Annotated in this window: 30 protein-coding genes; 29 read left to right on the plus strand and 1 reads right to left on the minus strand. The window is 53.5% G+C overall.

Features of this window, described 5'->3' with window-relative positions; translation table 11 throughout:
* Window positions 1–20 precede the first annotated feature (20 nt).
* From ACMGGP_RS03895 to ACMGGP_RS04030, 28 genes are all read left to right on the plus strand, one after another.
* Window positions 21–335 (plus strand): hypothetical protein, encoded by a 315-nt coding sequence (locus ACMGGP_RS03895; protein ID WP_498798168.1) that lies wholly within the window; start codon window positions 21–23, stop codon window positions 333–335.
* Window positions 328–906: a recombination protein NinG gene (locus ACMGGP_RS03900; RefSeq protein WP_498798169.1), complete on the plus strand. Its 579-nt coding sequence runs from the start codon at window positions 328–330 to the stop codon at window positions 904–906. The genes ACMGGP_RS03895 and ACMGGP_RS03900 overlap by 8 nt, the downstream gene beginning before the upstream one ends.
* 190 nt (window positions 907–1,096) lie before the next feature.
* Window positions 1,097–1,234 carry a YlcG family protein gene (locus tag ACMGGP_RS03905; protein ID WP_498798170.1) on the plus strand — a complete coding sequence of 46 codons (138 nt, stop codon included), beginning with the start codon at window positions 1,097–1,099 and terminating at the stop codon, window positions 1,232–1,234.
* On the plus strand, window positions 1,215–1,703 hold the full coding sequence (locus ACMGGP_RS03910; RefSeq protein ID WP_279856454.1) for an antiterminator Q family protein: 489 nt from the start codon (window positions 1,215–1,217) through the stop codon (window positions 1,701–1,703). Before ACMGGP_RS03905 ends, ACMGGP_RS03910 begins: the two co-directional genes overlap by 20 nt.
* Window positions 1,704–2,107: 404 nt before the next feature.
* Window positions 2,108–2,506, plus strand: coding sequence for a hypothetical protein (locus tag ACMGGP_RS03915; protein ID WP_223563943.1), 399 nt, complete (start codon window positions 2,108–2,110; stop codon window positions 2,504–2,506).
* Window positions 2,490–2,795 (plus strand): hypothetical protein, encoded by a 306-nt coding sequence (locus ACMGGP_RS03920; RefSeq protein ID WP_223563942.1) that lies wholly within the window; start codon window positions 2,490–2,492, stop codon window positions 2,793–2,795. Before ACMGGP_RS03915 ends, ACMGGP_RS03920 begins: the two co-directional genes overlap by 17 nt.
* On the plus strand, window positions 2,792–3,265 hold the full coding sequence (locus tag ACMGGP_RS03925) for a hypothetical protein (RefSeq protein WP_498798171.1): 474 nt from the start codon (window positions 2,792–2,794) through the stop codon (window positions 3,263–3,265). The genes ACMGGP_RS03920 and ACMGGP_RS03925 overlap by 4 nt, the downstream gene beginning before the upstream one ends.
* Window positions 3,265–3,519, plus strand: coding sequence for a DUF2644 domain-containing protein (locus tag ACMGGP_RS03930; RefSeq protein WP_191921319.1), 255 nt, complete (start codon window positions 3,265–3,267; stop codon window positions 3,517–3,519). Before ACMGGP_RS03925 ends, ACMGGP_RS03930 begins: the two co-directional genes overlap by 1 nt.
* On the plus strand, window positions 3,516–3,788 hold the full coding sequence (locus ACMGGP_RS03935; protein ID WP_498798172.1) for a hypothetical protein: 273 nt from the start codon (window positions 3,516–3,518) through the stop codon (window positions 3,786–3,788). The genes ACMGGP_RS03930 and ACMGGP_RS03935 overlap by 4 nt, the downstream gene beginning before the upstream one ends.
* A complete protein-coding gene (locus tag ACMGGP_RS03940) occupies window positions 3,751–3,930 on the plus strand; it encodes a hypothetical protein (protein WP_498798173.1) in 180 nt (59 codons plus the stop codon). The genes ACMGGP_RS03935 and ACMGGP_RS03940 overlap by 38 nt, the downstream gene beginning before the upstream one ends.
* Window positions 3,927–4,097, plus strand: a complete 171-nt coding sequence (locus ACMGGP_RS03945; protein WP_498798174.1) for a hypothetical protein — start codon at window positions 3,927–3,929, stop codon at window positions 4,095–4,097. Before ACMGGP_RS03940 ends, ACMGGP_RS03945 begins: the two co-directional genes overlap by 4 nt.
* 20 nt (window positions 4,098–4,117) lie before the next feature.
* A complete protein-coding gene (locus tag ACMGGP_RS03950) occupies window positions 4,118–4,384 on the plus strand; it encodes a hypothetical protein (RefSeq protein ID WP_498798175.1) in 267 nt (88 codons plus the stop codon).
* Window positions 4,385–4,396: 12 nt separating this feature from the next.
* Window positions 4,397–4,912, plus strand: coding sequence for a hypothetical protein (locus ACMGGP_RS03955; protein ID WP_498798176.1), 516 nt, complete (start codon window positions 4,397–4,399; stop codon window positions 4,910–4,912).
* 9 nt (window positions 4,913–4,921) lie between these two features.
* Window positions 4,922–5,197 (plus strand): DUF2829 domain-containing protein, encoded by a 276-nt coding sequence (locus ACMGGP_RS03960; protein WP_498798177.1) that lies wholly within the window; start codon window positions 4,922–4,924, stop codon window positions 5,195–5,197.
* A gap of 56 nt (window positions 5,198–5,253) precedes the next feature.
* Complete coding sequence (locus ACMGGP_RS03965; RefSeq protein WP_498798178.1) at window positions 5,254–5,640, plus strand: hypothetical protein; 387 nt, start codon at window positions 5,254–5,256, stop codon at window positions 5,638–5,640.
* Entirely contained in the window at window positions 5,628–5,870 is a 243-nt protein-coding gene (locus ACMGGP_RS03970) for a DUF2560 family protein (protein WP_498798179.1), read from the plus strand. Before ACMGGP_RS03965 ends, ACMGGP_RS03970 begins: the two co-directional genes overlap by 13 nt.
* A gap of 12 nt (window positions 5,871–5,882) precedes the next feature.
* Window positions 5,883–6,380 (plus strand): terminase small subunit, encoded by a 498-nt coding sequence (locus tag ACMGGP_RS03975; RefSeq protein ID WP_498798180.1) that lies wholly within the window; start codon window positions 5,883–5,885, stop codon window positions 6,378–6,380.
* Window positions 6,349–7,797 carry a phage terminase large subunit family protein gene (locus ACMGGP_RS03980; RefSeq protein ID WP_498798181.1) on the plus strand — a complete coding sequence of 483 codons (1,449 nt, stop codon included), beginning with the start codon at window positions 6,349–6,351 and terminating at the stop codon, window positions 7,795–7,797. The genes ACMGGP_RS03975 and ACMGGP_RS03980 overlap by 32 nt, the downstream gene beginning before the upstream one ends.
* Window positions 7,797–9,980: a portal protein gene (locus tag ACMGGP_RS03985; protein WP_498798182.1), complete on the plus strand. Its 2,184-nt coding sequence runs from the start codon at window positions 7,797–7,799 to the stop codon at window positions 9,978–9,980. The genes ACMGGP_RS03980 and ACMGGP_RS03985 overlap by 1 nt, the downstream gene beginning before the upstream one ends.
* A 14-nt stretch (window positions 9,981–9,994) precedes the next feature.
* Window positions 9,995–10,906, plus strand: coding sequence for a hypothetical protein (locus tag ACMGGP_RS03990; RefSeq protein ID WP_498798183.1), 912 nt, complete (start codon window positions 9,995–9,997; stop codon window positions 10,904–10,906).
* Window positions 10,906–12,210, plus strand: coding sequence for a P22 phage major capsid protein family protein (locus ACMGGP_RS03995; RefSeq protein ID WP_498798184.1), 1,305 nt, complete (start codon window positions 10,906–10,908; stop codon window positions 12,208–12,210). Before ACMGGP_RS03990 ends, ACMGGP_RS03995 begins: the two co-directional genes overlap by 1 nt.
* Window positions 12,211–12,249: 39 nt before the next feature.
* On the plus strand, window positions 12,250–12,840 hold the full coding sequence (locus ACMGGP_RS04000; RefSeq protein ID WP_498798185.1) for a WDGH domain-containing protein: 591 nt from the start codon (window positions 12,250–12,252) through the stop codon (window positions 12,838–12,840).
* A complete protein-coding gene (locus ACMGGP_RS04005; protein WP_498798186.1) occupies window positions 12,815–13,339 on the plus strand; it encodes a packaged DNA stabilization gp4 family protein in 525 nt (174 codons plus the stop codon). Before ACMGGP_RS04000 ends, ACMGGP_RS04005 begins: the two co-directional genes overlap by 26 nt.
* A complete protein-coding gene (locus tag ACMGGP_RS04010) occupies window positions 13,293–14,711 on the plus strand; it encodes a packaged DNA stabilization protein (RefSeq protein WP_498798187.1) in 1,419 nt (472 codons plus the stop codon). The genes ACMGGP_RS04005 and ACMGGP_RS04010 overlap by 47 nt, the downstream gene beginning before the upstream one ends.
* The gene (locus ACMGGP_RS04015) at window positions 14,711–15,307 is read left to right on the plus strand and encodes a hypothetical protein (protein WP_498798188.1); all 597 of its coding nucleotides are present in this window, start codon (window positions 14,711–14,713) and stop codon (window positions 15,305–15,307) included. Before ACMGGP_RS04010 ends, ACMGGP_RS04015 begins: the two co-directional genes overlap by 1 nt.
* Window positions 15,308–15,676: 369 nt before the next feature.
* On the plus strand, window positions 15,677–16,339 hold the full coding sequence (locus ACMGGP_RS04020; protein ID WP_406548721.1) for a P22-gp17 family phage DNA ejection protein: 663 nt from the start codon (window positions 15,677–15,679) through the stop codon (window positions 16,337–16,339).
* Window positions 16,339–17,580 carry a phage DNA ejection protein gene (locus ACMGGP_RS04025; protein WP_498798189.1) on the plus strand — a complete coding sequence of 414 codons (1,242 nt, stop codon included), beginning with the start codon at window positions 16,339–16,341 and terminating at the stop codon, window positions 17,578–17,580. The genes ACMGGP_RS04020 and ACMGGP_RS04025 overlap by 1 nt, the downstream gene beginning before the upstream one ends.
* Window positions 17,577–19,853 (plus strand): P22-gp16 family phage DNA ejection protein, encoded by a 2,277-nt coding sequence (locus ACMGGP_RS04030; RefSeq protein ID WP_498798190.1) that lies wholly within the window; start codon window positions 17,577–17,579, stop codon window positions 19,851–19,853. The genes ACMGGP_RS04025 and ACMGGP_RS04030 overlap by 4 nt, the downstream gene beginning before the upstream one ends.
* Here ACMGGP_RS04030 and ACMGGP_RS04035 read toward each other — a convergent pair.
* Window positions 19,795–20,145 (minus strand): hypothetical protein, encoded by a 351-nt coding sequence (locus tag ACMGGP_RS04035; RefSeq protein WP_498798191.1) that lies wholly within the window; start codon window positions 20,143–20,145, stop codon window positions 19,795–19,797. The two genes, ACMGGP_RS04030 and ACMGGP_RS04035, sit on opposite strands and share 59 nt — an antisense overlap.
* A gap of 43 nt (window positions 20,146–20,188) precedes the next feature.
* Between ACMGGP_RS04035 and ACMGGP_RS04040 the strand changes: the two genes are divergently transcribed.
* Entirely contained in the window at window positions 20,189–22,048 is a 1,860-nt protein-coding gene (locus tag ACMGGP_RS04040; RefSeq protein ID WP_498798192.1) for a phage tailspike protein, read from the plus strand.
* Window positions 22,049–22,100 lie beyond the last annotated feature (52 nt).

Consider the following 22,100-nt stretch of genomic DNA (forward strand, 5'->3'; position numbering starts at 1 on the left):
TTTGATGAGCGGAGAGGTGAATGATGGCTGAGTTAAGGGCAGGTGGGCTTGCCTTAGTCATTCTTTCAGATGACCCATATGACTTAGGGAAGATAGTAAAACTAATTGAGCTCATCAGCACTGGAAAGTCCGCTAAAGCCCCGAGTGGCGAGCTTTACAGCATGAAAAATGGAGTTATTTCATGGGCTGTTGAAGGGGACGTTCGCGTTATTGGGGTTCGCCAAGAAACACTAATACATGGATGGGCAATGTTTGAACCAATGCAGTTAATGCCGTTGAGTGATGGTGGTTTCAGTCATGAAGACGAGCAACAGAAGGAGTTGACGCATGGCTAAAGGCATCAAGCCGCCGAAGCCGAAGAAATGCAAATGCTGTCCTGAAAAGTTTATCCCACGCAATAGCCTCCAGACCGTCTGTTCTCCCAAATGTGCCATTCAACTCGCTAACCAGATGTCCGAGCGCAAGCAAAAGCGCCTGGAGAAAGAGCAGCGTGCCGCATGGAACAAACGCAAAGCCGATGTGAAGCCGTTAAGCCACTGGATGAACATGACCCAGCGGGCATTTAACGACTACATCCGGGCGCGGGACGGGAATATCTGCATCAGCTGTGGTAGCACAACAGCAGTGAGCTATCACGCAGGGCATTACAGGACAACAGCAGCGGCTTCGCAGTTACGTTTCAACGAGGACAATGTTCACAGCCAGTGTGCAGCCTGCAACGTGCATCACTCAGGCGCAATTGGTCCATACAGAATCAACCTCATCACCAAAATCGGCCTTCAGCGCGTTCTGGCGCTCGAATCAAACAACGAACCTCACCGATACACCAGAGAAGAACTGGACGGCATTCGTGCGCGTTACAGGGCGGCTCTGCGTGAACTGAATAAGCAAAGAGAGGCAGCATGAAAACATTTCAGGAAATCTTAGAGGATGCACGCAGGCGGATAGCGGAAAACAGATTCACACCGAAAGTTAAATGCTCAATCTGCTTTGGGCGTGGAGATGTTGCTTGTTACCCAACATTTAACCGGGCTGGAACGGCTGAGATAGTGCGGCAGCCTTGTCAGCGCTGTGGTGGTACCGGGGAGCACACATCATGGTGACCGAATACCTCAGAGAGAAGTGGCTCCGCCTTCGCATTCTAAAGATGCGCGGCATGTACGAGATCAACTACCGGATAATCCGGAACACGGCGAAGATGATGGGGGTGACCAATGCCAGTACGCGAGCTTAACCTGACTAAAGAGCAGCACGACTGGTTGAATAACTGGCTGGAGCTGTGGGGTGCGTGGGTTTACTCAGGGAGGCTGGAAAAGCGCCAGAGCAGTGTCATAGCGCAATACATGGCGACTGTTGAGCCGCAATCCTATCCATACCGGCCAATGTGCAATGATGATGACGGACTCTTGATTTCTCAGGTCGTGGACTCCGTCATGTTCATCGATAAAAAAGCATTTGGCATCCTGCTTAGCTACTACGCTCACGGCTCCTCTAAGCGAGCCATTGCATCCTACTATCATAAGGTCGCAAGTCCCCGCAAAATGTCAGGGCGCAGCGGAGAAAGCACCAGGCGACCATCCATGATTACCTGCCGACGTGAAGTGGACGAAATACTCAATGCCAGCCTCTATCTTCTTTACACTCCGCTGCTATCTGCATTTAACGATCGCAAACGTGTAGTTAAAATTAGAAAAGTCGCATAGTAAGTATTGACACTAATGAGCCATTGAGCCACAATTTGGATATAAGCTGCCGTACGTGTTCTTAAGGATGCTGCGGCACTTAAATCCAGTCAGTTCCATCGATTTGTGATAGTCAAAGCGCCCTGCGGTCTCACCAACTGCGAGGGCGTTTTTTATTTGTATACCCCACAGGGGATAAGATTCGCCGCATACCCTGTAGCGGATAAGTAACATCACTAAACTATTTCAAAGGGTCGCCATTAGAGCGGCCTTTTTTCGTTTCAGCGCCCAAGGATTTCCCTCTGAGTTCTTCCTGTGTTTTTTCACTCGGGTGCTTTTTATTCTCACAGCATGAAGCCGGAATATCCGGGCTACGCCGGAGACGGCCATGACAAACACACAAACAGTAGCCCGCGAGGTAGCTCATGGGTGAAAGCAGCATAATCACAGGCGTGCTCGGCCTCTTATTTGGCGGCGGCGCAGTGGCAGTTCTCTGGAAACCATTAGCGGCCAGCCTTGTCTCTCTTGGCATAAGTAATCGCGCTGGCGGAGAGATAATCTCCAATTACAAAGAGCAGGTGCAGTTGCTGAAAGAGAGCAATGCCATTCTCCGCGAAGAAAACGACGAGTTGCGGGAGCGTCATGACCGTAACTTACGCCGTATATCAACCCTTGAGACTGACCTGAAGCTGATTAAAAACGCCCTGAGCATCCTCCTTGCGATGTCTGAGGCCAGTACCGCTGTCGGAAATGAGCGATTCAGAACCGAGATAGACCGGCTGATTGCGAAAATGGAGACCCACAGCGATGACGAACAGCGCTAAATATAATCACAAACGTAGCCTGATAGTCGGCTGCGTTCTCACCATGATGACGCTCATCTGCATTGCAATGACCTGCCTATTTGTTTACGTGACAAATGATGCAAACCGCCAGATTGAAAACATCCGCAATGATTACCGCAAGGTTGCCGAGCGACGCGATGCAAAGGTTGCCAGCCTTGCTAATCAGGTGGCATCCCTTCAGCAGCAGATGAGTTCATTACCAGATCGCACAGCCAACAAAACCGCCGCTCAGGTCAAGCAGGTAGTGAAGGAGGATGAGGGCAAATGACAGACAGCAAAATCATCCCGATCCTTAATTACGAGGAAGGGTACCGCGAAAAACCATATCTGGACTCGCGAGGCTTTCCTACTGTTGCCGGTGGCATCCTCATCGGCCCGCAAGGTGCGAGTATTTCCAACTATCAGTTCACTGTGCCGCGCGTGGTTGGTGACTTCTGGAAAGAGGTCCTGGTGCAGCAGAAGCTGAATGATATGAACCAGCGTCCAATCATCAAGGCTGCATTAGGCCAATGCAACTCGCCGCGGCGCGACATTCTAATCAGCATGGCATATCAGATGGGCGTTGATGGTCTGGCTGGCTTCAAGAACACGCTTGGCATGATCGCAAATGGTGATTTCAACTCTGCGGCCAGCGGCATGCTGAATAGCCTTTGGGCTAAGCAGACACCGAATCGCGCTAAGCGTCACTCTGATGTGATGCGCACCGGCACATACGATATCTATAAGGGCCTCATCTGATGGACGCCTTAAGCATGCTGCGCGGTTCAAGTGGCAACATCTCGCTAAGCCGTACTCAGGCCATCCTCGGCTTTCTGGTGTGTAGCGGTATCCTCATCTGGCAGGCATACAAAGGCGAGCTGAGCGAAGCAATCTTCATCGCTTACTTTGGTTTCTCTACGGCCGGATATATCGGCGCGAAGAAAATCGCATCTGACAAAGACCTGAGCGAACAGAAGCTGGATGCAGGAATTGACCCGGGAGCGAAGCCATGACGACCATTCAACTGCTACTGACTGTAATGGGCGTAATAATCGCTGGGGTGGCTGGCGCATTCGGCATTGGTCACTCTAAAGGCAAGGCTAAAGCAGAAGCCTCAGCGACTGAGAGAGAAACCAAAGCCGCCATCGCGTCAGAGCAGGCAGTTGCTACCCGCCAGACCGAAACCGCCAAAGAGGCATCCGATGTTCAAAGCACTGTTACCCGCATGTCTGATGGTGATGTTGATGGCGAGCTGCGCAGAGAATGGATCAACAAGGGTTGAGGTAGTCGATACCGCCTGCACCTGGGTGAAGCCGATTCTGCTTACCGAAGCCGACATCATGACGATGGATGACCGGACAAAGCGCGCCATCCTGACCCACAACAAGACGTGGAAGGCCAACTGCGGAACGGTGACCCAATGAGTGGGTACTCAATCTACAACATCCTCTCTGGTGCCTGCATAGGCGCACTGGTAATGACGTGGATTGGCTTCTGGATTCACCAGCGCCAGGAGAAGCGGCACCGCAACGAATTAAGCAGGATGCAGCAGCAGATCATCACCGAAGTGAAGAACAGCCTCAGAAAGTAAATCCTCAAGAGGAAATAACCATGTCGCTTAAGCGCAACCAACTGCCTCGCTACCAGGGTAAAGACAACCAGGTGCTGGCACTCAAAATCAAAGAAGTGCGTCAGGATGTAGACGGCGCAGGCTACATTGTGCCTGAAGATGACTTCTACCCTGAGTTTCAGGTGTCAGGTGAGTACATGAGTAAGTATCAGCCTAAGAAGGGCGGTTACTACGTCGAGCTGATTGATGGCGATCCGATTTACATGGATGCCAAAGACTTCTCCAAGCAATACACACTGATGAAGTAACCAGGGGAAAACATGAAACGCCAATGGCCTACCTACAGCGACACGGACAACAACTTTGTTTATGCGCTACCCATTAAGTCAATCAGGCAGACAGTAGACGGTTACGCCTACGCCAGCTTTGATGGTGACTTTGATGAGCAATACCTCTCACCTCAGTTCATGGGCATCTTCCGTCCGGTAGCTGGCGGATACCTGTTTACCAGCGCGTCAGGTGAACTGCTCTACATGAGCAAGACCAAGTTCGAAGCGCAGTACAGTGCAGCCGGTGCCGCCGCAACATGGGCGAGCATCACAGGAAAGCCAACAACGTTTGCGCCGACCATCGGCACGACAGCGACAACAGCGATGGCGGGCAACAAGGCACCAACCACAGCAGACCGTGGTGGCGTACTGCAGCAGGCAGCAGAGGCGGCTATCCCCGCTCAGACGGTTGCAGACATTGCCGGAGCGCAGACCTCAATCAACACCATCGTGACAAAGGTTAACAGCATCCTCACCAAGCTGAAGGCCGGTGGCGAGCTGGCATAAGGAAACAATATGAATTTTGGTGATGCATTAGAAGCCGCAAAAGGTGGCGCGAAGATTTACCGCGAAGGATGGAACGGCAAAGGTCAGTTTGTGATAAAGGCTGGAGGCTATGCCGTGAAAGAATCTCGACCGGGCAGTGACTACGCTAAGCACGGCATTACCGCTGACTTCATGATCCAGCCGCATTTGGATTTGAAAAACGCACAAGGAAACATGCAGCCAGGATGGGTTCCCTCACAGGGTGATTTGTTTGCCACTGACTGGGTAGCAGAGCATAGCAAATAAGCCCATTACACAGCTCATTCACTGAGTGGGCTGGATAATGAGTTAAGGAGTCGAGAATGGCAAAACCTAAGTGGCCTAAGCTTCCGCGTTTCTTGGTTCCATTATTTCACTGCGCAAATGTTTATCTTTGTGTCAGTAAAGCTGAATGGCAGCAGGCGCTGTCGAACCTAAAACAGCCTGAACAAGATCTTTCATTCTCGAACGGTCGCACCATGCACTTCTGCAACGACTCAACTGGTGAAAACCTCTATTTGGTAGGGGTGTTTGATAAATCAGTTTCCACGCTAGTTCATGAGTGCGCTCACGCAACCTTCTACTGCTGCCACGACGTGGGCGTGACAATAGAGACAGACCAGCCAAACGAAACCTACTGCTACCTGCTCGACAGAATGTTTAGCCACTTCCTCCCGCACATAAAACAGGAATCATCATGTCCGACTTGAACCTGCAAACATCGCTGACCGACCAACAGAAACTCCGCTTAGAACTCCTGTCACTGGTGCAGTACGACACTGCCGCCGCTCAGGATGCCATCGCAGAGATTAAAGACGATCAGCTGAAGTTCGAACTATTCAAGCGCCAGTACGCACTCGCACAGGGTGAGCCTACTGCCGTATCCCGCACAACTAAAGCTATCCGGGGCATGAAAGAAGCTCTGGAGCTGTTTCAGTAAGAGAGAAACCTGATGGCAGATATAAACGACCAGCAGGACCGTTTCTGCCATGAGTACATCATCGATTTGAATGGTACTCAGGCAGCCATACGGGCTGGGTACAGTGAGAAGTCAGCGGCACAAATCGCCAGTGAAAACCTTAGAAAGCCGAATATTCGCAATCGCATTAAGGAATTGGCGAAAGAGCGCAATGAGGCAGTAGGACTCAGCTCTCAGTTTGTTATTGATGGAATTATCAAAAACATTCGTCGGTGCGAACAATCGGAGCGAGTTCGCCTACCAAATGGCGATACGCTTATGTGCGAGACAGAGGATGGAGAGGTCGCAGCCGTCTTCCGATACGAGTCGGCTTCCGCCCTGAAAGGCTATGAACTCCTCGGTAAGCACCTGAAGCTATTCACGGACAAAGTAGAGCACTCAGGCAGCATCGAAACCCTGTCAGACGAAGAACTCAATGCGAAACTCGCGAGGCTTGTAAATGGACAATCTGAAGCGAGAGGAGAAGCTTGAGCTAATTCGCCTGCTGGAAGAGAAAGCCCGCCGCGCCGTCGTTAATCGTTACCGCTCCTACTTCGACACCCGTTACCCCTGGCAGCGCAAGTTCATCGCGCAAACCGCCAACTATCGCCAGTGCGCATTAATCGCTGCAAACCGCGTAGGCAAGACTGACACGGCTACCTATATCGACGCCATCCACCTGCTCGGAGAGTATCCGGAAGGGTGGGAAGGCCATCGCTTTGACCATGCGCCATTGATGTGGTGCCTGGGCTATTCCGGTGAGAAGTGTCGTGACCTGCTTCAGGCAGCAATCATCGGCAAGAAGATTAACGGTGAGTTTACTGGCGGCCTTGTTCCTCCAGATCGCATCGTCTCCACTGAGCCAATGACAGGCACACCCAACGCTGCTCGCTCTGCCTACATCCGGCACAGCAGCGGCGACCTGAGTAAAGTTCAGTTCTGGTCATACACGCAGGGGCAGCACGCACTGATGGGTGATGACATCGACTGGTTTCATATCGATGAAGAGCCTGAAGACCAGACGATTTACCCGCAGGTGCTGACACGCACGGCTACTGGTGACCGAGGGAGAGGCGGCAGAGGCATCCTGACGTTTACACCAGAGAACGGGCGCACAGAGCTGGTTATCAAACTGCTCGACGACCCGGCAGATTCACAGTCATGCATGAACGTTGGCTGGGATGACGCGCCTCACCTCACTGAAGAGACGAAGAAAAGCCTGCTTGAGTCATATCCACCTCATCAGCGCGACATGCGAACCAAGGGTATACCGATGCTCGGTCAGGGCCGCATCTTCGACTTCAGCGAAGACACAATCACCATTGAGCCATTCCCGATACCGAAGCATTACATGGTCATCGACGGTATGGACTTTGGCTGGGACCACCCGCAGAGCCGCATTCAGCTCGCTATCGATATGGACAGCGACACCTATTACGTCACCAAGGCGTGGAAGGCCAGCAAGACATCACCCTCAGAAGCATGGGGTGCCACGAAGTCATGGGCCAACAAGGTTCCGACAGCGTGGCCGCAGGATGGATTGCAGACAGAGAAGGGTAGCGGGTTGCAGCAGAAGTCCTACTACTCAGAGGCGGGCTTCCAGATGCTGCCAGACTGCGCACAGTGGCCTGATGGCTCCCGCTCTGTTGAGGCGGGCCTGTTCGAATTGCACGACCTGATGAGCACCGGCCGCTTCAAGGTGTTTGCCGGACTGCGTGACTGGTTCGAAGAGTTCAACTTCTATCACCGTGACGACAGGGGCCGCATCGTTAAGACGCGTGATGACCTTCTGGATGCCACGCGCTACGCCTACATGATGCGCCGCTTTGCTAAGCGCTATGGCGACATCGGCATTGTTAAAGAGAAGAAATTACCGGCGCCAATTCGCCCAATTCCCCGGAGTAGATAATGGCCGACAAAGATGAAAAATTGCAGACCATTCTCAGGAAGTTCGACCGGGACTGGACAGCAAGCGATGAGGCCAGAACTGAAGCAACCAACGATCTGTTCTTCAGCCGCATCAGCCAGTGGGATGACTGGCTAAATGAATACACCACCCTGCAGTACCGCGGTCAGTTCGACGTGGTGCGCCCGGTAGTCCGCAAACTGGTCGCGGAGATGCGCCAGAACCCTGTCGATGTGCTGTTCAAGCCGAAAGATGGTGCTGACCCAAACGCTGCCGACATCCTGATGGGTATGTATCGCACCGACATGCGGCACAACACCGCGAAGATATCCGTCAACGTGGCTGTGCGCGAGCAGATTGAAGCGGGTGTTGGTGCGTGGCGTCTGGTTACTGACTACGAAGACCAGGACCCGACCAGCAACAATCAGGTTATTCGCCGCGTACCCATCCATGAGGCGTGCACTCACGTTGTTTGGGATGCCAACGCCAAGCAGATGGATAAGAGCGACGCTAAGCACTGCACAGTCATCAGCGCCATGAGTAAAGACGGCTGGGAAGCGTTTGCGGAAGAGCATGACCTCGATGAGGAGGATTTGCCTGACTTCCAGTCGCCATCCTCTAACTGGGCGTTCCCGTGGTCTACCAACGATGTTTACTACATTGCTGAGTACTATGAGGTTGAAGAGAAGAAAGAGACGGTATTCATCTATCAGGACCCAATGACAGGTGAGCCGGTCAGCTACTTCAAGCGCGACATCAAAGACGTCATCGATGAGCTGGCAGATAGGGGCATGGAGAAGATTGGTGAGCGCAAGGTTAAGCGCCGCCGCGTCTACAAAAGCCTACTGACCAACACGATGATTCTGAAAGACCGTGAGCTGATTGCGGGTGAGCACATCCCGATCGTGCCGGTATTTGGCGAGTGGTCATTTGCTGGTGACAAAGAGGTGTATGAGGGCGTTGTCAGGCTGACGAAAGATGGTCAGCGCCTGCGCAACATGATCATGTCCTTCAATGCCGATATTGTTGCCCGCTCACCGAAAAAGAAACCGTTCTTCTTCCCCGAGCAGATTGCCGGTTACGAGCACATGTACAGCGGGACAGATGATTTCCCGTACTACCTGATTAACCGCACCGATGAGAACAACGGCGACCTGCCGCTGCAGCCTCTCGGTTACTACGAAAACCCCGAGGTTCCGCAAGCCAACGCCTACATGCTGGAAGCAGCTACCGGCGCGGTGAAGGAAGTGGCAACCCTTGGTGTGGACGCAGAAGCAGCGGGCGGGCAGGTGGCGTTCGATACCGTCAACCAGCTCAACATGCGCGCTGACCTTGAGACATACGTGTTTCAGGACAACCTGGCTACAGCAATGCGCCGTGACGGGGAGATTTACGCGGCGATGGTCAATGACATCTACGACGTGCCACGCAACGTCTCAATGACGCTGGAAGATGGTAGCGAGAAAGAGGTTCAGCTGCTCACTCAGGTTGTGGACTTCCAGTCAGGTGATGTTGTCACGCTGAATGATATCCGTGGACGGTATGAGACCTACACCGATGTCGGCCCATCGTTCCAGTCGATGAAGAATCAGAACCGATCAGAGCTTCTCGACCTGCTGTCGAAGGTTCCGCCTGGCACACCGGAATACCAGATGCTCCTGCTTCAGTACTTCACCCTGCTTGATGGTAAGGGTGTTGAGATGATGCGCGAGTACGCCAACCGGCAGCTGGTCACGATGGGCCTCAAGAAACCTGAGACACCTGAAGAGCAGCAATGGGTATCTGACGCTCAGCAGCAGCAACAGAACACGCCAGACCCGGCAATGGTTCAGGCGCAGGGCGTTTATCTGCAGGGTCAGGCTGACCTGATGAAAGCGCAGAATGACCAGCAGTCACTCACTATTGAGGCCGCTAAGGTCGACGCTACCAGCCAGCTCAACGCTGCGAAGATAGCGGAAATCTTCAACGGCATGGACCTCGACAAGCAGAAGGCATTCCGTGAATACCTTGAGCTTATGGGTCATTTCCAGAAACAAACCAGTGATGACAGTCGCGCAAATGCAGAGCTCCTGCTGAAAGGTACGGGCCAACAGCATTCGCAGCGGATGGACATGACTAAATTCCTGCAATCGCAGAGACAAAATCAAACTTCCGCCAATCCCGGCGAGATTCCTCGAACCATGTGAGAGAGTTAAACAACATGAGCGATACCACCGAAATTCAGAGCACTGAAGAACAAACCCTGCCCGGCGATCACACTGCGGCATCAGTTGAAAGTCAGGTTGACGGTAATGCCACCGGCACCGAAGGGCAGGATGAGGGCTTTGACATTGTCCTGAATGACGATGAGAACAAGCCGAAGCAGGACCACGAAACAAACGCGAAGTTTGCTGCTCGCCGACTGGCACGTAAGCGCCAGCGTGAACTTGAACAGCAGATGGAGGCGGTGAGTCGTGGCGAGCTTCCGGAAACCCTGCGGGTTAATCCTGATTTACCCAAGCAGCCGGACGTGAATGAGTTCCTGTCAGACGATGCTTTAGCAAAGTATGACTACGACACCAGTCGCGCGCTGGCTGCTTTTAACGCTGCCAATACAGACTGGCTGATTAAGGCTCAGGACGCACGCAGCAATGCTGTAGCTGAGCAGGGTCGCAAGACACAGGATTACACCCGCAACTCCACACAGGTTGTCGAGGCGGCGCGCAAGCACTATGACGCCGCAGAGAAACTGAACCTCAGCGACTATCAGGAAACAGAAGAGGCTTTCAACGCACTGGTGCCACCTGGCACTGACGTGGAAATTATGAACCTCTTCCCTGAGAAGTCTGCTGCGATCATCTATCACCTGGGTAAAAACCCGGAGAAGACCCGACAAATCCTGAGCATGAACTCACAGCAGGCGCTGATTGAAATCACGCGCCTCTCAGATCGTTTAACTCTCAAGCCCCGCGGTAAGCAGGTGTCAGCAGCCCCACCGGTCGATGAGCCGATTCAGGGCAGTGTTGGCGCGGCCAATGTGTCCGCTCTTCAGAAGAAGATGGATGAAGCCGCACGACGTGGTGACACAGCGACATATCGCAAAATTAAAGAACAGATTAAAGGAATACGCTAATGGCACTTAACGAAGGTCAGATGGTAACTCTCGCAGTAGACGAAGTTATCGAAACAATGCAGAACATCATGCCGATGGTTATGAAGGTGGATAAGTACACTCCGCCAGGCCGCGAAATGCAGCGCGGTGATAACACCATCTGGATGCCGGTCGAACAGGAAGCGCCGACTCAGCGCGGCTGGGACCTGACCGACAAAGAAACCGACCTGCTGGAGCTGAACGTGAAGGTCACTCTGGATGAGCCGGATAATGACTTCTTCGACATTCGTGCCGATGATGTGCGTGACGAGTCAACCTACCGCCGCCGCATTGCCGCTTCAGCCAAGAAGCTGGCGAACAACGTGGAAGCAGAGATCGCCCGCACCGCAGCAGAAATGGGCTCACTGATTGTGACCAGCACCGGCCCGGTCGGCAGCGCCAACACCGGTTGGGACTTCATCTCTGAAGCTGAATCTCTGATGTTCTCACGCGAGCTGAATCGCGATGCAGGCCTGTCATTCTTCTTCAACGCCAATGATTATCGCGGCGCGGGACGTGACCTGGCTGGCAAGGATTTCTACGGACGCATTCAGGATGACGCTTACACCAAAGGCGTGATTCAGAAGCAGGTTGCAGGCTTCAACGACGTGCTGCGTTCTCCAAAACTGCCGACTCTGGTTAAGTCTGATGCTACCGGCGTTACTGTCAGTGGCGCGCAGAAGTTCAAGCCTCAGTCATGGCGTCTGAACGAAGACAACAGCCGTGAGAACGTGGATAACCGCTTTGCGACCGTCAACGTCAGCTCCGGTACCGGCTTCAAACGCGGCGATAAGATTTCATTCGCAGGCGTTAAGTTCCTCGCGCAGATGGCGAAGAACGTGCTTGTTCAGGATGCGACCTTCTCTGTCGTGGCTGTTAACGGCAACGCCATCACCATCACTCCGAAGCCTGTTGCGCTGGATGATACCAGCCTGACTGCTGCAGAGCGTGCGTATGCCAACGTCAACACGTCACTGGCTGCCGGTGCTGCTATCAATGTGCTGAACACTGATACCGTGGCAACCAACGTGTTTTGGGCTGATGACTCTATCCGTCTGGTATCGCAGCCTATCCCGCTGAACCACTCACTGTTCGCTGGCATGAAGTCTGAAGCGTTCTCCATTCCGGGCACTGGCCTGAATGGGGTCATCGCCTTCCAGGGTGATATCAACACGCTGGGCGGTAAGTGCCGTATTGCACTGTGGTACAAGTCTACCGCCGTGCGTCCGGAAGCAATCGGCGTTGGCCTGGCGAATCAGGATGTAGCAACCGCCGTAGAAGGTTGATGATAAGGGGCTTCGGCCCCTTTTTTACTGGAGAAGATCATGAGCGTAATGCTTTATAAGTCAGGCCGCGGCACCAAGGTGTGGGGCAAAGAACTGCAATCAAAAGTAGTTAGCGATGATGATGTTGAAGAATTGCTTGCAGATGGCTGGTATGAGCACCCCGGCGACGTACCTGAAGAAGCAGGATCCGATGAAGATACCGGCGTAGATGTTAATACTGATACCACAGAAGACATGGGTGAAGTATCTGATGGATATCACACCTTCAACGAACTCTATGCGCATCGTGTTCGTCTTTTCTCTACCCTGATGAATGCATTCCCTAAGCAGGCGTGGTGGAGCTTTCAGCATCATGATGGTGAGCAGTGGGAAGGTTGGATTCTGGCTGGAATTGACACTCCTGAAGGCGCAGTAACGTACCATCTGCCAGAGAGCGAAATCGAAAACCTTCCGCACGGAACGGAGATCGAGTTTGGCAAAGAGTGGGATGGTCACACTGCTGATGATGTTCTGTCTCGCCTGTTGACTATCCGCCCCGAAGCGAAAAAGAAGGGTGGACGCAAGCCTAATCCAGAGCCAGAAGCTGAACCTCATGCAGAGGTAAATGATGAACCTGACAACGAAAGCTGATCTGGTTAACGCCGCGCTGCGCAAGCTTGGCATAGCCTCAGACGCAACCGTAACCGATGTCGAGCCTCAGTCCACTCAGGATGCCGTAACTGACCTTGAGATGATGATGGCCGAGTGGTACCAGGACGGAGCGGGTATTGATACCGGCTACCTATTCACTGCCACCGAGGAGGGTCCTCAGGCGGGTGACCTGCACGGGATGAAGCCTCAGGCTGTCAGCGCTGTTGTTTATAACCTCGCGGTACGTATCTCCTCCGACTACGCAATCGAGCCGGTCAGTAAAATCATAATGTCTGCCAGAAATGGCAAAGAACTTCTCTACAAAAACTCAGCCCTGCAGCGCGCCGCTAAAGCCGGTCGCCTTCCATACCCTAACCGCATGCCTGTTGGCTCGGGGAATATTGGCTTAGGACGCAACGGGTTTAACTATTTCTACAGACGGGAATCCGACGATGCCGACGACTCAATTGCCATTGATGAAGGGGCTGGGGAAGGATAAAGGCAGCGCGGATTATATTGACCTGTTGCCGGTAAACTTTCTGGCAACGCCCAAAGAGGTGCTGGGCGCAAACGGATATATGCGCTCATTCCCCGGCCTGACAAAGAGCCTGGATGTAAACGGCACATCACGTGGCGTGCAATATAACTCCGCTCAGAATGGCGTTTATCGCGTTCTGGGTAAGGGTCTCTACCTGTCCGGCAGATACATTGGTGAGGTTGATGGCGAGGAGCGGGTCAGCCTTGCCTACAGTGATATCAGTCAGGCTGTATGCTCAATTGGCAGCATGAAAATATTCCGTTATGACGGTGGTGAGAAATACCTCACTAACTGGGATGGTGCGACGGGATATGCGCAGTACGACATCGGCGCGGTGCGTGATATCTGCAGGGCGCGCGGCAGGTTTGCATGGGCTAAAGACCGTTCTGATACATTCGGAGTTACTGACCTTGAGGATGAGTCCCACCCTGACCGCTACCGGGCGCTGTATCGTGCTGAGTCACAGCCCGATGGCATCATCGGTATAGCAGCATGGCGTGACTTTATCGTGTGCTTCGGCAGCACCACGATTGAATACTTCTCCCTGACCGGCTCATCGGATGTCAATTCAGCCATCTACATCTCTCAGCCTTCGCTGATGGTCACCAAAGGCATTGCCGGCACCCACTGCAAAGTCGGGTTTGCTGACAGCTTTGCATTCATCAGTCACCCGGCAACCGGATCGCCTTCTGTCTACGTCATCGACTCTGGCCGTACAGTGCCGATTGCCACGGCGCAGATTGAAAAAATTCTCCGTAGCTATTCGGCTACTGAGCTGTCTACCGGCGTACTGGAAACGGTGAGGTTCGACGCTCATGAGTTGTTGCTTGTTCATCTCCCCCGGCATGTCCTGTGTTACGACGCGTCAGCATCGGTTAATGGTCCTCAGTGGACCCTGCTTAAAAGCGGGATAGCCGACGATGCACACCGCGCCATTGATTACATGTACGAGGGTAATGAGATCGGCGTTGGCGACAAGACGGAAGCCGTTACCGGCACGCTCTCCTTCGAGGTGACATCGCAGTACGGCAAGGCAGTGGAGCACCTGCTCTATACGCCAATGTTCAAAGCAGATAACGCGCGAATATTCGATTTCGAACTGGAGTCATCTACCGGCATCGCTCAGATTGCGCACCGGCTTTTTCTGTCGGCTACTGCTGATGGTGTGGTGTATGGCAAAGAGCAATTGGTAGAGGCCAACAAGCCGTTTGCGTATGACCGCAGAGTGCTGTGGAGGCGCATAGGGCGTATCAGAAAGAACATCGGGTTCAAGGTGAGGATTATTACTACCTCTCCTGTAACACTATCAGGCGCATCAGTAAGGGTGGAGTAATGGCTAATCCGGATTTATTAAAACCCGTCAGCTATCAGGCGGCGAGGCTGGACGCTACTGTTCTCCCTCCGGGGTTCAGTCAGGCTTTCACCCTTTACCTGTTGCAGCAAAACCAAAGTGGGTCAGGCGTTGCCGAAAAGGCCAACCAGGCAGCAGAGGGTGCGTATCAGGCTCAGTTAACAAATGATGAGCAGGGCCAGCAGATTGACGCTCTGGATGGTCGAGTATCGGCGAGTGAGCAGGGTATTCAGTCTCTTGGTGGGCGAGTTGATAGTGCTGAAAACGCTATCGGCACCATCCAGAATAACTATGTTTCAAAATCTGTAACCACTCAGCAGACAATTCAGTCTCCACTCAGTGTCACCACCTCACTATCGGTGGGCGGGATCAAGGTTGTGGGTGCGCGAGTTACCGGGTTCCCCGACCTGGGCGGAACCGGTTATTACGGAACCTTTAACGCCGACCTGACGCAAAGCATCAGTGCAACCTACGTTCAGGCAGAGTCGCAGGCTCTGGCAACTCAGATACAGACAGCGCGTCGCAGGATAAAGGCTCTCGAAGATGCACTGAAAGCTCATGGGTTAATAAGCATATGAACGAGATATCAGCGCAGGCAGGCTCAGAGCTTATGCGCAGATGGGGCGTTGATGACTGGGAAGACCCGGGCGCGACGTATGTTACCTGGTATGACGCGTGCGTGTTTGCACTGGTCCAGCAGGATGGGTTCGTGGACATTCACATGGCTATGGATGCAAACCGGATTCATGAATGTCGGGCGGCTGGCGCAGCAATTCTTAGCCTGATAGGCCATCTCACTCTCCGGGCGGTCATCCTCCCCGACAGGCCAAGGGTCTGCAACTATGCCGCGAGGATGGGCTTCACCGATAAAACAACCGAGCGCCTTAAAACCATAGACGGGAGCGAAAGCTCCTTTTTTGTTATGTGGCGAAAGCCAGGAGAATACAATGGGCGGAGCAATTAGTGGTTCAGGCGCAGCAGTAAGTAGCGTCATCGGCGGCATCGGCGCGAGAAAGGCAGCTAAGCAGCAGCAGAAATATCAAGACAAGGCGATGAACCAGACCCGTGAGGGTTATGAGAACGCCGTAAACTGGGTCTCTCCTTACGAGAAGGCGGGGCAATCAGCACTGGCAGGATTGCAGTCTACAGCTGGCGTGCCAATCGATCGCAATCAGCTTCTATCTGACTATTTCGTCAGCCCCGAGTATCAGCAGCTGGCTAATCAGGCGCGCTATCAGTCTCTCGCCGCATCTGAGGCAACCGGAGGCCTTGGTAGCACGGTTCAGTCAAACCAGCTCGGCGCGATTGCGCCCATGCTCGGGCAGAACTACCTCAATGATATGACCAACCAGCAGCAAACGATGTACTCCCAGCTAATGAGCCTGTCAGGTTTGGGTGCGGAGTCTGCTAACGCGCTGGGCAACTATGCGATCGGGCAGGGGAATACGATGGCGGGCATGTATCAGCAGAAAGGTCAGATTATGGCTGGAAAGGCTGCGCTGCCATATCAGGTGGCAGCGAGTGCGAATTCAAGCATGGCTAATGGTGCGGCTCAGGATGCCAACTCATTTACCAGCATGTTTGGCGGAATGATGGGAGGTTCGTTCTGATGGCTCAATTCGGAGGTATCGGCGGACTCGGTGCGCCGATTAACTACTACAACATGATCCCCGACTTCCGTAGCGAAGCTTTGCAGGAAACGCAGAACCAGCTTGGTCAGGCTCAACTTCAGCAGTATGCCGCCCAACAGCAGCAGCAACAGGCCGCTGCCGCACAGCAGAAGGCGTTCCAATCCGAGCTGCCATCTGCGATTAATGACCCAGCCAAACTTCAGGCGCTGGCCGTTAAGTACCCAACGCAGATCGGCGCTATCAGAGATCAGTTGCAGTTCAAAGACGCACAGGATGTGTCAGCAGTAAGCTCAGCAACATCTGACCTTCAGGCCGCTGCGCAGGCGGGTCCGGAGGCAGTGGCGCAGGCGCTGGTACGGCATGCTGGCACAGTGCAGCAGAAAGGCGCAACACCTCAGCAGCTGATGCAGATGTATGTGACTGACCCTGCGCAATTCAGTAACTTCATCAGTACCGTGAAGCTTGGCGCGCTGAGTGCCAAAGACCAGTTTGGTGTGCAGAACGACCAGCAGAAAAACGCGCTTACCCAGCGCGGTCAGGACCTGTCAGCAGAGACTGCACGCCGTGGTCAGGACATCACTGTTCGCGGGCAGAATATTTCAGCTCAGAACTCTGCATTTGACCGACAGATTCGCATGGCTGAGTTGCAGGACAAGGGGCTTGACCGGCAGATTGCCCGTGAAACCAACCTGGCCAGGCTTACCGACCTGCAGCAGAAGCAAGCCGAGGCACAACAAAAGGCGGCGGACGCAAAGCAGGCGAAGGTGCAGCAGGCTCAGCAGACGTACGACACTTTCAATACAGCACTCGGTACGATTGCCGACCTCAAAGCATCGCCCGGACTTGGTAAGGCTGTGGGCCTGAGTTCAATGTTCCCGACGCTGCCCGGGTCGGACGCCGCAAACTTTGAGGCTACTCTCGATACCTTCAAGGCTCAGACATTCCTGCCAATGGTGCAGTCAATGAAAGGCATGGGCGCATTGTCGGATGCAGAGGGCAAAAAGCTGACGGATGCAGTAGGCGCGCTAAGTCCAAAAATGAGCGAGTCGGAGTTTAACCGCTCCCTAGATCGTATCGAAGGTCAGTTAAAAAACAAATTAGATTTAGCTCAGAAGACATTTGGTGTGCCTATGCAAAGCCAGCCAATTACCCCCACCTCAAGTCAGCCGAATGGAAGTTACCAGTCAAAGTCGGGAATTAAATTCAAGGTGCAACCATGAAAGTTACCGCCAACGGAAAGACTTTTGAGTTTCCAGATGGAACAAGCACTGATGATATCGGGTCAGCAATTGATGACTACTTTTCCGGCCAGGCTAGTTCCGTAAACTCTGCCGCGCCAACGAGTGACGCGGTGAATCAGCCGGCAAATCCACTTCAGGAAGCAGGTAAGGGCCTCCTTCAGGCTGGCGTTAACGTTGCCAACATCCCGGCTGAAGTTATGGATGCATTCAAAAGCGCTGGCTCATGGGCTGCCGGCAAGCTCGGATTGGGCGACGGTACATATCAGCCAACGCAGCGTGTTGAGCTGCCACAGAACCTTCAACCGCAGGATGAGTACGCGAAAATTGGCGCAGAGATTGGCCCTTACCTGATTCCCGGCGTTGGCGCAGAGAGAACAGCCGCAGCTCTCGGCAGCGTGGCGGGTGCAGGCAGGGGCGAACGGCTGGCTACGCAGGCATCTAACATGCTGGCAGAAAACGTCCCGGGCGTGCTGGCGCAGAACAGCGACCAGAATGATGCTGGCTCTCTGGCAGGCGATCTGGCGCTGGGCGCTGCAGGCAGTGTGGCGGGCAGGGCTTTGGTGGCAGGGGGAGGCGCTGCCGTACGCGGTGTACGAAATCTCCTTGGGCGCGAGGCTGCTGAGGCAGCACCGGCTGCAACGCAACCACTTGCCCAAACGGCAGTAACGCCTGAGGTTCAGAGCGCTCAGATGGCTCCTGAATATGCCAGGGCTGCGCAGTCAGGCAAAGAAGGTCGCATTGCTCAGGTAGTGAACGACATTCAGCCTGACCAGAAAGTTGTCGAGGCAATGCAGCGACTAGATATCAATCCTGATGACATGCTGGAAGCGTACACATCGGGCAATGACGCGTTTAAGGCAGTGCAGATTGGCCTCGCCTCGCAGGATGAATCAGCGCTTGCAGCCGTGCGTCGCGATAGCCTGAGCCGTATTTCTTCACGGGCTGCAAAGATTATCGATGACGCCGGAGCCATGCCTGACCGCCTCGCTATGGATGATGCGTTTAAGACGCGATTCAATACGGCCCGCGAAGCACTGAAGGCTCAGGAAGAGCAGCTCTACAAGCCTGTTCAGGATGCCATTCCGGCTCGTCAGCCTGTGGCTGCGGAAAACACCCGCGCCTATCTCGATAACCTGGCTGATGACCTGAACGGCGCTCAACACCTGTCCCCCATTGAAAAGCGCATTTATGAATCCGTGTCTCCGACATCTGATAAAACCGGCGGCATGACATATGCCCGGCTAAATCAGGCCAGAAGCATTGTTGGGGCTGAGTTACGCAAATCAGGAACGCCATTTGGCAGCGCGGAAGAAAGGAATCTGGCTCAGCTTTATAGTCAGTTGTCGAACGATCGGGATACGGTGGCGAAGGCGGCAGGATTTGGCGATCAGATTAAGCTCGCCAATGCGGTTACAGCTCAGCGAAAAATGATGGAGGAGAACGTTTACAGTCTCCTTGGTAAAGACCTTAGCGGTAACGTCACAGTGAAGGCGAAAAACGCTCTGGATGGTTTGCAGAGTGGTGATACGAAGGGATTCACGCAGCTGATGCGCACAGTTCCCGATAAGGATACTCGCGCTCAACTGGTGGCTACGGGTCTCAGGGATATGTTCAGGAAGGGATCGCGAAACGAGGTGGATAACAACATCAACGGATTCGTTAATTTCTATGCTGACCTTAAGCGTAAGGGTACGGACCGGCTGCTGCACAAAGAGCTTCCACCTCAGACCGTGCGTGAGCTTGAGGACTTTTACACGCTCGCCCGCAACGTGACTTCTGCAAACCGTTACTACCTGGCGACAGGCAAACTTAATTCCTTTCTGGAGAAATTTGATAAGCCCGGTGGATTCCTCGACAAACTTGCGACTCATGGAAAGATGGCGACGATCGCAACGGTGCTCGGTCACGTCCCTGTGGCGGGCCCGGTCCTGAACACTGCCATTGCGGCGCAAATGGGGGCGCGGGCAGCAACTCAGCGCTCTGGTGCATCAGCCGTGCAGGAGATGATGGGGAGTTCAACATTCAAGAGCCTGGCAGCGGCAGCCCGCAACAAGCCGGGTACCGCAGCGCAGGCGAAAATTGTTGCTGATGCAGAGAAGAGAATAGGCTCGACTAAAGCATGGAAGGAATTCTTCCGCACGTTGCCAAAGGCTGAGAAGCAGAAGATTGCGAGGGTGGGAATTATCGGCTGGCTTAGCGGCGATGGAGATAGCGACGACACCAGTCAGCAACAGAAAGCAGTATTCCAATAGCAATGCAGGCGCAGATGAAGCACAGGACAATGCTCACTGCGCTTATTTTTTGCGGGTGAAGGAAGTCTAATCCCGCAGCAACAACGAGCCAGCATAAGCATAAGGCGACCGAATATGCCAGACCGCTTAGCTTCCCTTTGCTGATCGCAATCCAGCCTATAAACCTTCTAATCCCTTTTATCACCATCAACAGCGCAACGATGCCAGCCAGCCAATACAGCAGGGGCGGCCACATGCGCGCCGCTATCACCACCATCATCACTGCAGCTGTCATCTGAATAACTGGGTGCATAAAAACTCCTGTTAAATAAACATAGCCATCACGGAGCAAACCAATGGCAGATATCAAAGCCAACGTTGTTATTTCAATGCCGGCTCAGCTTTTTACAGCATCCCGCGCCCTTAAAGCTCTGGCTAACGGAACGGTATATATCGGCAGGCCGGATACCGACCCGACATTGCCTGAGAACCAGATTCAGGTATACGTTGAGCAGGAAGACGGCTCTGTTATTGCAGTACCTCAGCCCGTCATGATTAATGCCGGTGGATTCCCTGTGTACAACGGCAGCATTGCAAAGTTTGTCACTGTAGAAAACCACGCCATGTCTGTTTATGACAGCTATGGTGTGCTGCAATTTTATTTCCCCAACGTTCTGAAATATGCTCCAGACCAGCTGCGTCAGGAATTGAGTTCCAGCGCAGGCGGCTCGATGATTGGCCTCAGCGATGGCTTAACGCTCCAACAGTTTGCAGACCGGGCGGGATTTCGCCTTTATTACGTGACGCCTGAGGAGTTTGGTGCGAAAGGCGATGGTGTTACTGACGACCGCGTAGCGATTAACAGCGCGATCGCCGTGGGACTCCCTGTTAAGTTGAGCAAATTTTATAACGTTTCATCAGGCTCAATTAACATCCTGGCCGGAACGCGTCTTTATTCAGATGGCGCACGCGTCAAAAGCAACTCTACCACCGCGGCGTTTATCTATGCGTTCAACGTAGACGACTGGAGTGTAGAAGGCCGACTGACACTGATCGGTACCGGTACTACAACAGACCAGGGGCAGAACGGATTCCTCGAAAGTGGCTGCCAGAATTACCGCGTTGAGAATATCACGGCATCCGGCATTTCAGGGCGCGGCTTCTATCAGCCACCTAACGGCACATGGGAAGCTCCTCGCGGCAATAAAGGGGTGTGGACCAACTGCTCATCCTATTTCAGCTACTGTGGTCGTGATGACGTTGCCGCATCAATTAGCACCAATCTTGTAGGTGAGTTCACGACCTGGGTAAACTTTAAATCATCAGGCTGTGAAATTGCATCACGCACAACGGCAGGCAACTGTCAGTTTATCGGCGGCATGCTGGTTGATAACGTCGAAGGCTTCACCTGCCCGGAGGGCGGAACCAACACCACTCATGGGCAAGTGGTGGGAATGACGATTGCACACAATTCCCGATATAACGTGAACATGGTCGCACAGACTGCAGGTTTAACATTCAGTGGTTGCAGCATCTATGGTGACAGCCCTACCGCAGGCGCAGTCCGCCTTGACCGATGCCGCGGCGTTAAGTTTGTGGGCGGTAATTTTGAGGCAAGCATTTATAACGATGGCCCCGGCACCAACTTCGTGATTGGCTGTTACAACAACAATAACTTCGCCTTCTTCCGATCAGGCAGCAATCCTGAAGGCATCGTCATTACCGACCTGTACGATCAGAGCGGCTACTCATCCCGGAACGACGTCTTCTACGCTCACTCTGAAGCAACGTTCCAGGGCAACACATTAATCAGCTACCTCAATACCAACTTTGCCGGCCGCATGGCCTTTAACTTCTCAGCTCGCGACCCGCAGAAAACCATGGACGTAACCAACGCGGCAACCATGGGATACAAGTACTGCCGCATCTCTGGCAGGGTGGCGGTGAGCACAAAGATTCATGTCACTGGCATGACCTCTGGTGCGACGATATACCTGACTGTCGTAAGGGTGAGGGCTGGCGTGGCAAATGAGGACGTGGTGTATCAGACTATCCCGACATACAGCACAACGGCGGCTGCGGGCTGTCTTAACTCGGAAGTGAACGTTGTTGCCGGTGATGCGCTATTCATGAAGATAACGTTATCAACCGGCGATGGAACTATTACGGCGAGCAGGACGGAGTTTGCGGCACACTACATCGGTGGTGCAGGCTAAACAAAACAGACGGTGGCGGGGCGCAGAGGTTTACTTGCTTTTGCGCTCCATG

Origin of the sequence: Curtobacterium sp. BNK-1 (genome assembly GCF_048685235.1) — a bacterium.
Taxonomy (GTDB): domain Bacteria; phylum Pseudomonadota; class Gammaproteobacteria; order Enterobacterales; family Enterobacteriaceae; genus Pantoea; species Pantoea agglomerans.

What these genes read in the sequence shown, in the direction of transcription:
- ACMGGP_RS04015 (WP_498798188.1), top strand. Translation starts at nt 14,711, where the DNA reads ATGGCTAATCCGGATTTATTAAAACCCGTCAGCTATCAGGCGGCGAGG.
- ACMGGP_RS03925 (WP_498798171.1), top strand. Translation starts at nt 2,792, where the DNA reads ATGACAGACAGCAAAATCATCCCGATCCTTAATTACGAGGAAGGGTAC.
- ACMGGP_RS03920 (WP_223563942.1), top strand. Translation starts at nt 2,490, where the DNA reads ATGACGAACAGCGCTAAATATAATCACAAACGTAGCCTGATAGTCGGC.
- ACMGGP_RS03985 (WP_498798182.1), top strand. Translation starts at nt 7,797, where the DNA reads ATGGCCGACAAAGATGAAAAATTGCAGACCATTCTCAGGAAGTTCGAC.
- ACMGGP_RS04035 (WP_498798191.1), bottom strand. Translation starts at nt 20,145, where the DNA reads ATGCACCCAGTTATTCAGATGACAGCTGCAGTGATGATGGTGGTGATA.
- ACMGGP_RS03960 (WP_498798177.1), top strand. Translation starts at nt 4,922, where the DNA reads ATGAATTTTGGTGATGCATTAGAAGCCGCAAAAGGTGGCGCGAAGATT.
- ACMGGP_RS03900 (WP_498798169.1), top strand. Translation starts at nt 328, where the DNA reads ATGGCTAAAGGCATCAAGCCGCCGAAGCCGAAGAAATGCAAATGCTGT.
- ACMGGP_RS04025 (WP_498798189.1), top strand. Translation starts at nt 16,339, where the DNA reads ATGGCTCAATTCGGAGGTATCGGCGGACTCGGTGCGCCGATTAACTAC.
- ACMGGP_RS03965 (WP_498798178.1), top strand. Translation starts at nt 5,254, where the DNA reads ATGGCAAAACCTAAGTGGCCTAAGCTTCCGCGTTTCTTGGTTCCATTA.
- ACMGGP_RS03995 (WP_498798184.1), top strand. Translation starts at nt 10,906, where the DNA reads ATGGCACTTAACGAAGGTCAGATGGTAACTCTCGCAGTAGACGAAGTT.
- ACMGGP_RS03980 (WP_498798181.1), top strand. Translation starts at nt 6,349, where the DNA reads ATGGACAATCTGAAGCGAGAGGAGAAGCTTGAGCTAATTCGCCTGCTG.
- ACMGGP_RS03950 (WP_498798175.1), top strand. Translation starts at nt 4,118, where the DNA reads ATGTCGCTTAAGCGCAACCAACTGCCTCGCTACCAGGGTAAAGACAAC.
- ACMGGP_RS03940 (WP_498798173.1), top strand. Translation starts at nt 3,751, where the DNA reads ATGGCGAGCTGCGCAGAGAATGGATCAACAAGGGTTGAGGTAGTCGAT.
- ACMGGP_RS03930 (WP_191921319.1), top strand. Translation starts at nt 3,265, where the DNA reads ATGGACGCCTTAAGCATGCTGCGCGGTTCAAGTGGCAACATCTCGCTA.
- ACMGGP_RS03910 (WP_279856454.1), top strand. Translation starts at nt 1,215, where the DNA reads ATGCCAGTACGCGAGCTTAACCTGACTAAAGAGCAGCACGACTGGTTG.
- ACMGGP_RS04000 (WP_498798185.1), top strand. Translation starts at nt 12,250, where the DNA reads ATGAGCGTAATGCTTTATAAGTCAGGCCGCGGCACCAAGGTGTGGGGC.
- ACMGGP_RS03895 (WP_498798168.1), top strand. Translation starts at nt 21, where the DNA reads ATGATGGCTGAGTTAAGGGCAGGTGGGCTTGCCTTAGTCATTCTTTCA.
- ACMGGP_RS03905 (WP_498798170.1), top strand. Translation starts at nt 1,097, where the DNA reads ATGGTGACCGAATACCTCAGAGAGAAGTGGCTCCGCCTTCGCATTCTA.
- ACMGGP_RS04030 (WP_498798190.1), top strand. Translation starts at nt 17,577, where the DNA reads ATGAAAGTTACCGCCAACGGAAAGACTTTTGAGTTTCCAGATGGAACA.
- ACMGGP_RS03955 (WP_498798176.1), top strand. Translation starts at nt 4,397, where the DNA reads ATGAAACGCCAATGGCCTACCTACAGCGACACGGACAACAACTTTGTT.
- ACMGGP_RS03945 (WP_498798174.1), top strand. Translation starts at nt 3,927, where the DNA reads ATGAGTGGGTACTCAATCTACAACATCCTCTCTGGTGCCTGCATAGGC.
- ACMGGP_RS04040 (WP_498798192.1), top strand. Translation starts at nt 20,189, where the DNA reads ATGGCAGATATCAAAGCCAACGTTGTTATTTCAATGCCGGCTCAGCTT.
- ACMGGP_RS03975 (WP_498798180.1), top strand. Translation starts at nt 5,883, where the DNA reads ATGGCAGATATAAACGACCAGCAGGACCGTTTCTGCCATGAGTACATC.
- ACMGGP_RS04020 (WP_406548721.1), top strand. Translation starts at nt 15,677, where the DNA reads ATGGGCGGAGCAATTAGTGGTTCAGGCGCAGCAGTAAGTAGCGTCATC.
- ACMGGP_RS03990 (WP_498798183.1), top strand. Translation starts at nt 9,995, where the DNA reads ATGAGCGATACCACCGAAATTCAGAGCACTGAAGAACAAACCCTGCCC.
- ACMGGP_RS04010 (WP_498798187.1), top strand. Translation starts at nt 13,293, where the DNA reads ATGCCGACGACTCAATTGCCATTGATGAAGGGGCTGGGGAAGGATAAA.
- ACMGGP_RS03935 (WP_498798172.1), top strand. Translation starts at nt 3,516, where the DNA reads ATGACGACCATTCAACTGCTACTGACTGTAATGGGCGTAATAATCGCT.
- ACMGGP_RS04005 (WP_498798186.1), top strand. Translation starts at nt 12,815, where the DNA reads ATGATGAACCTGACAACGAAAGCTGATCTGGTTAACGCCGCGCTGCGC.
- ACMGGP_RS03915 (WP_223563943.1), top strand. Translation starts at nt 2,108, where the DNA reads ATGGGTGAAAGCAGCATAATCACAGGCGTGCTCGGCCTCTTATTTGGC.
- ACMGGP_RS03970 (WP_498798179.1), top strand. Translation starts at nt 5,628, where the DNA reads ATGTCCGACTTGAACCTGCAAACATCGCTGACCGACCAACAGAAACTC.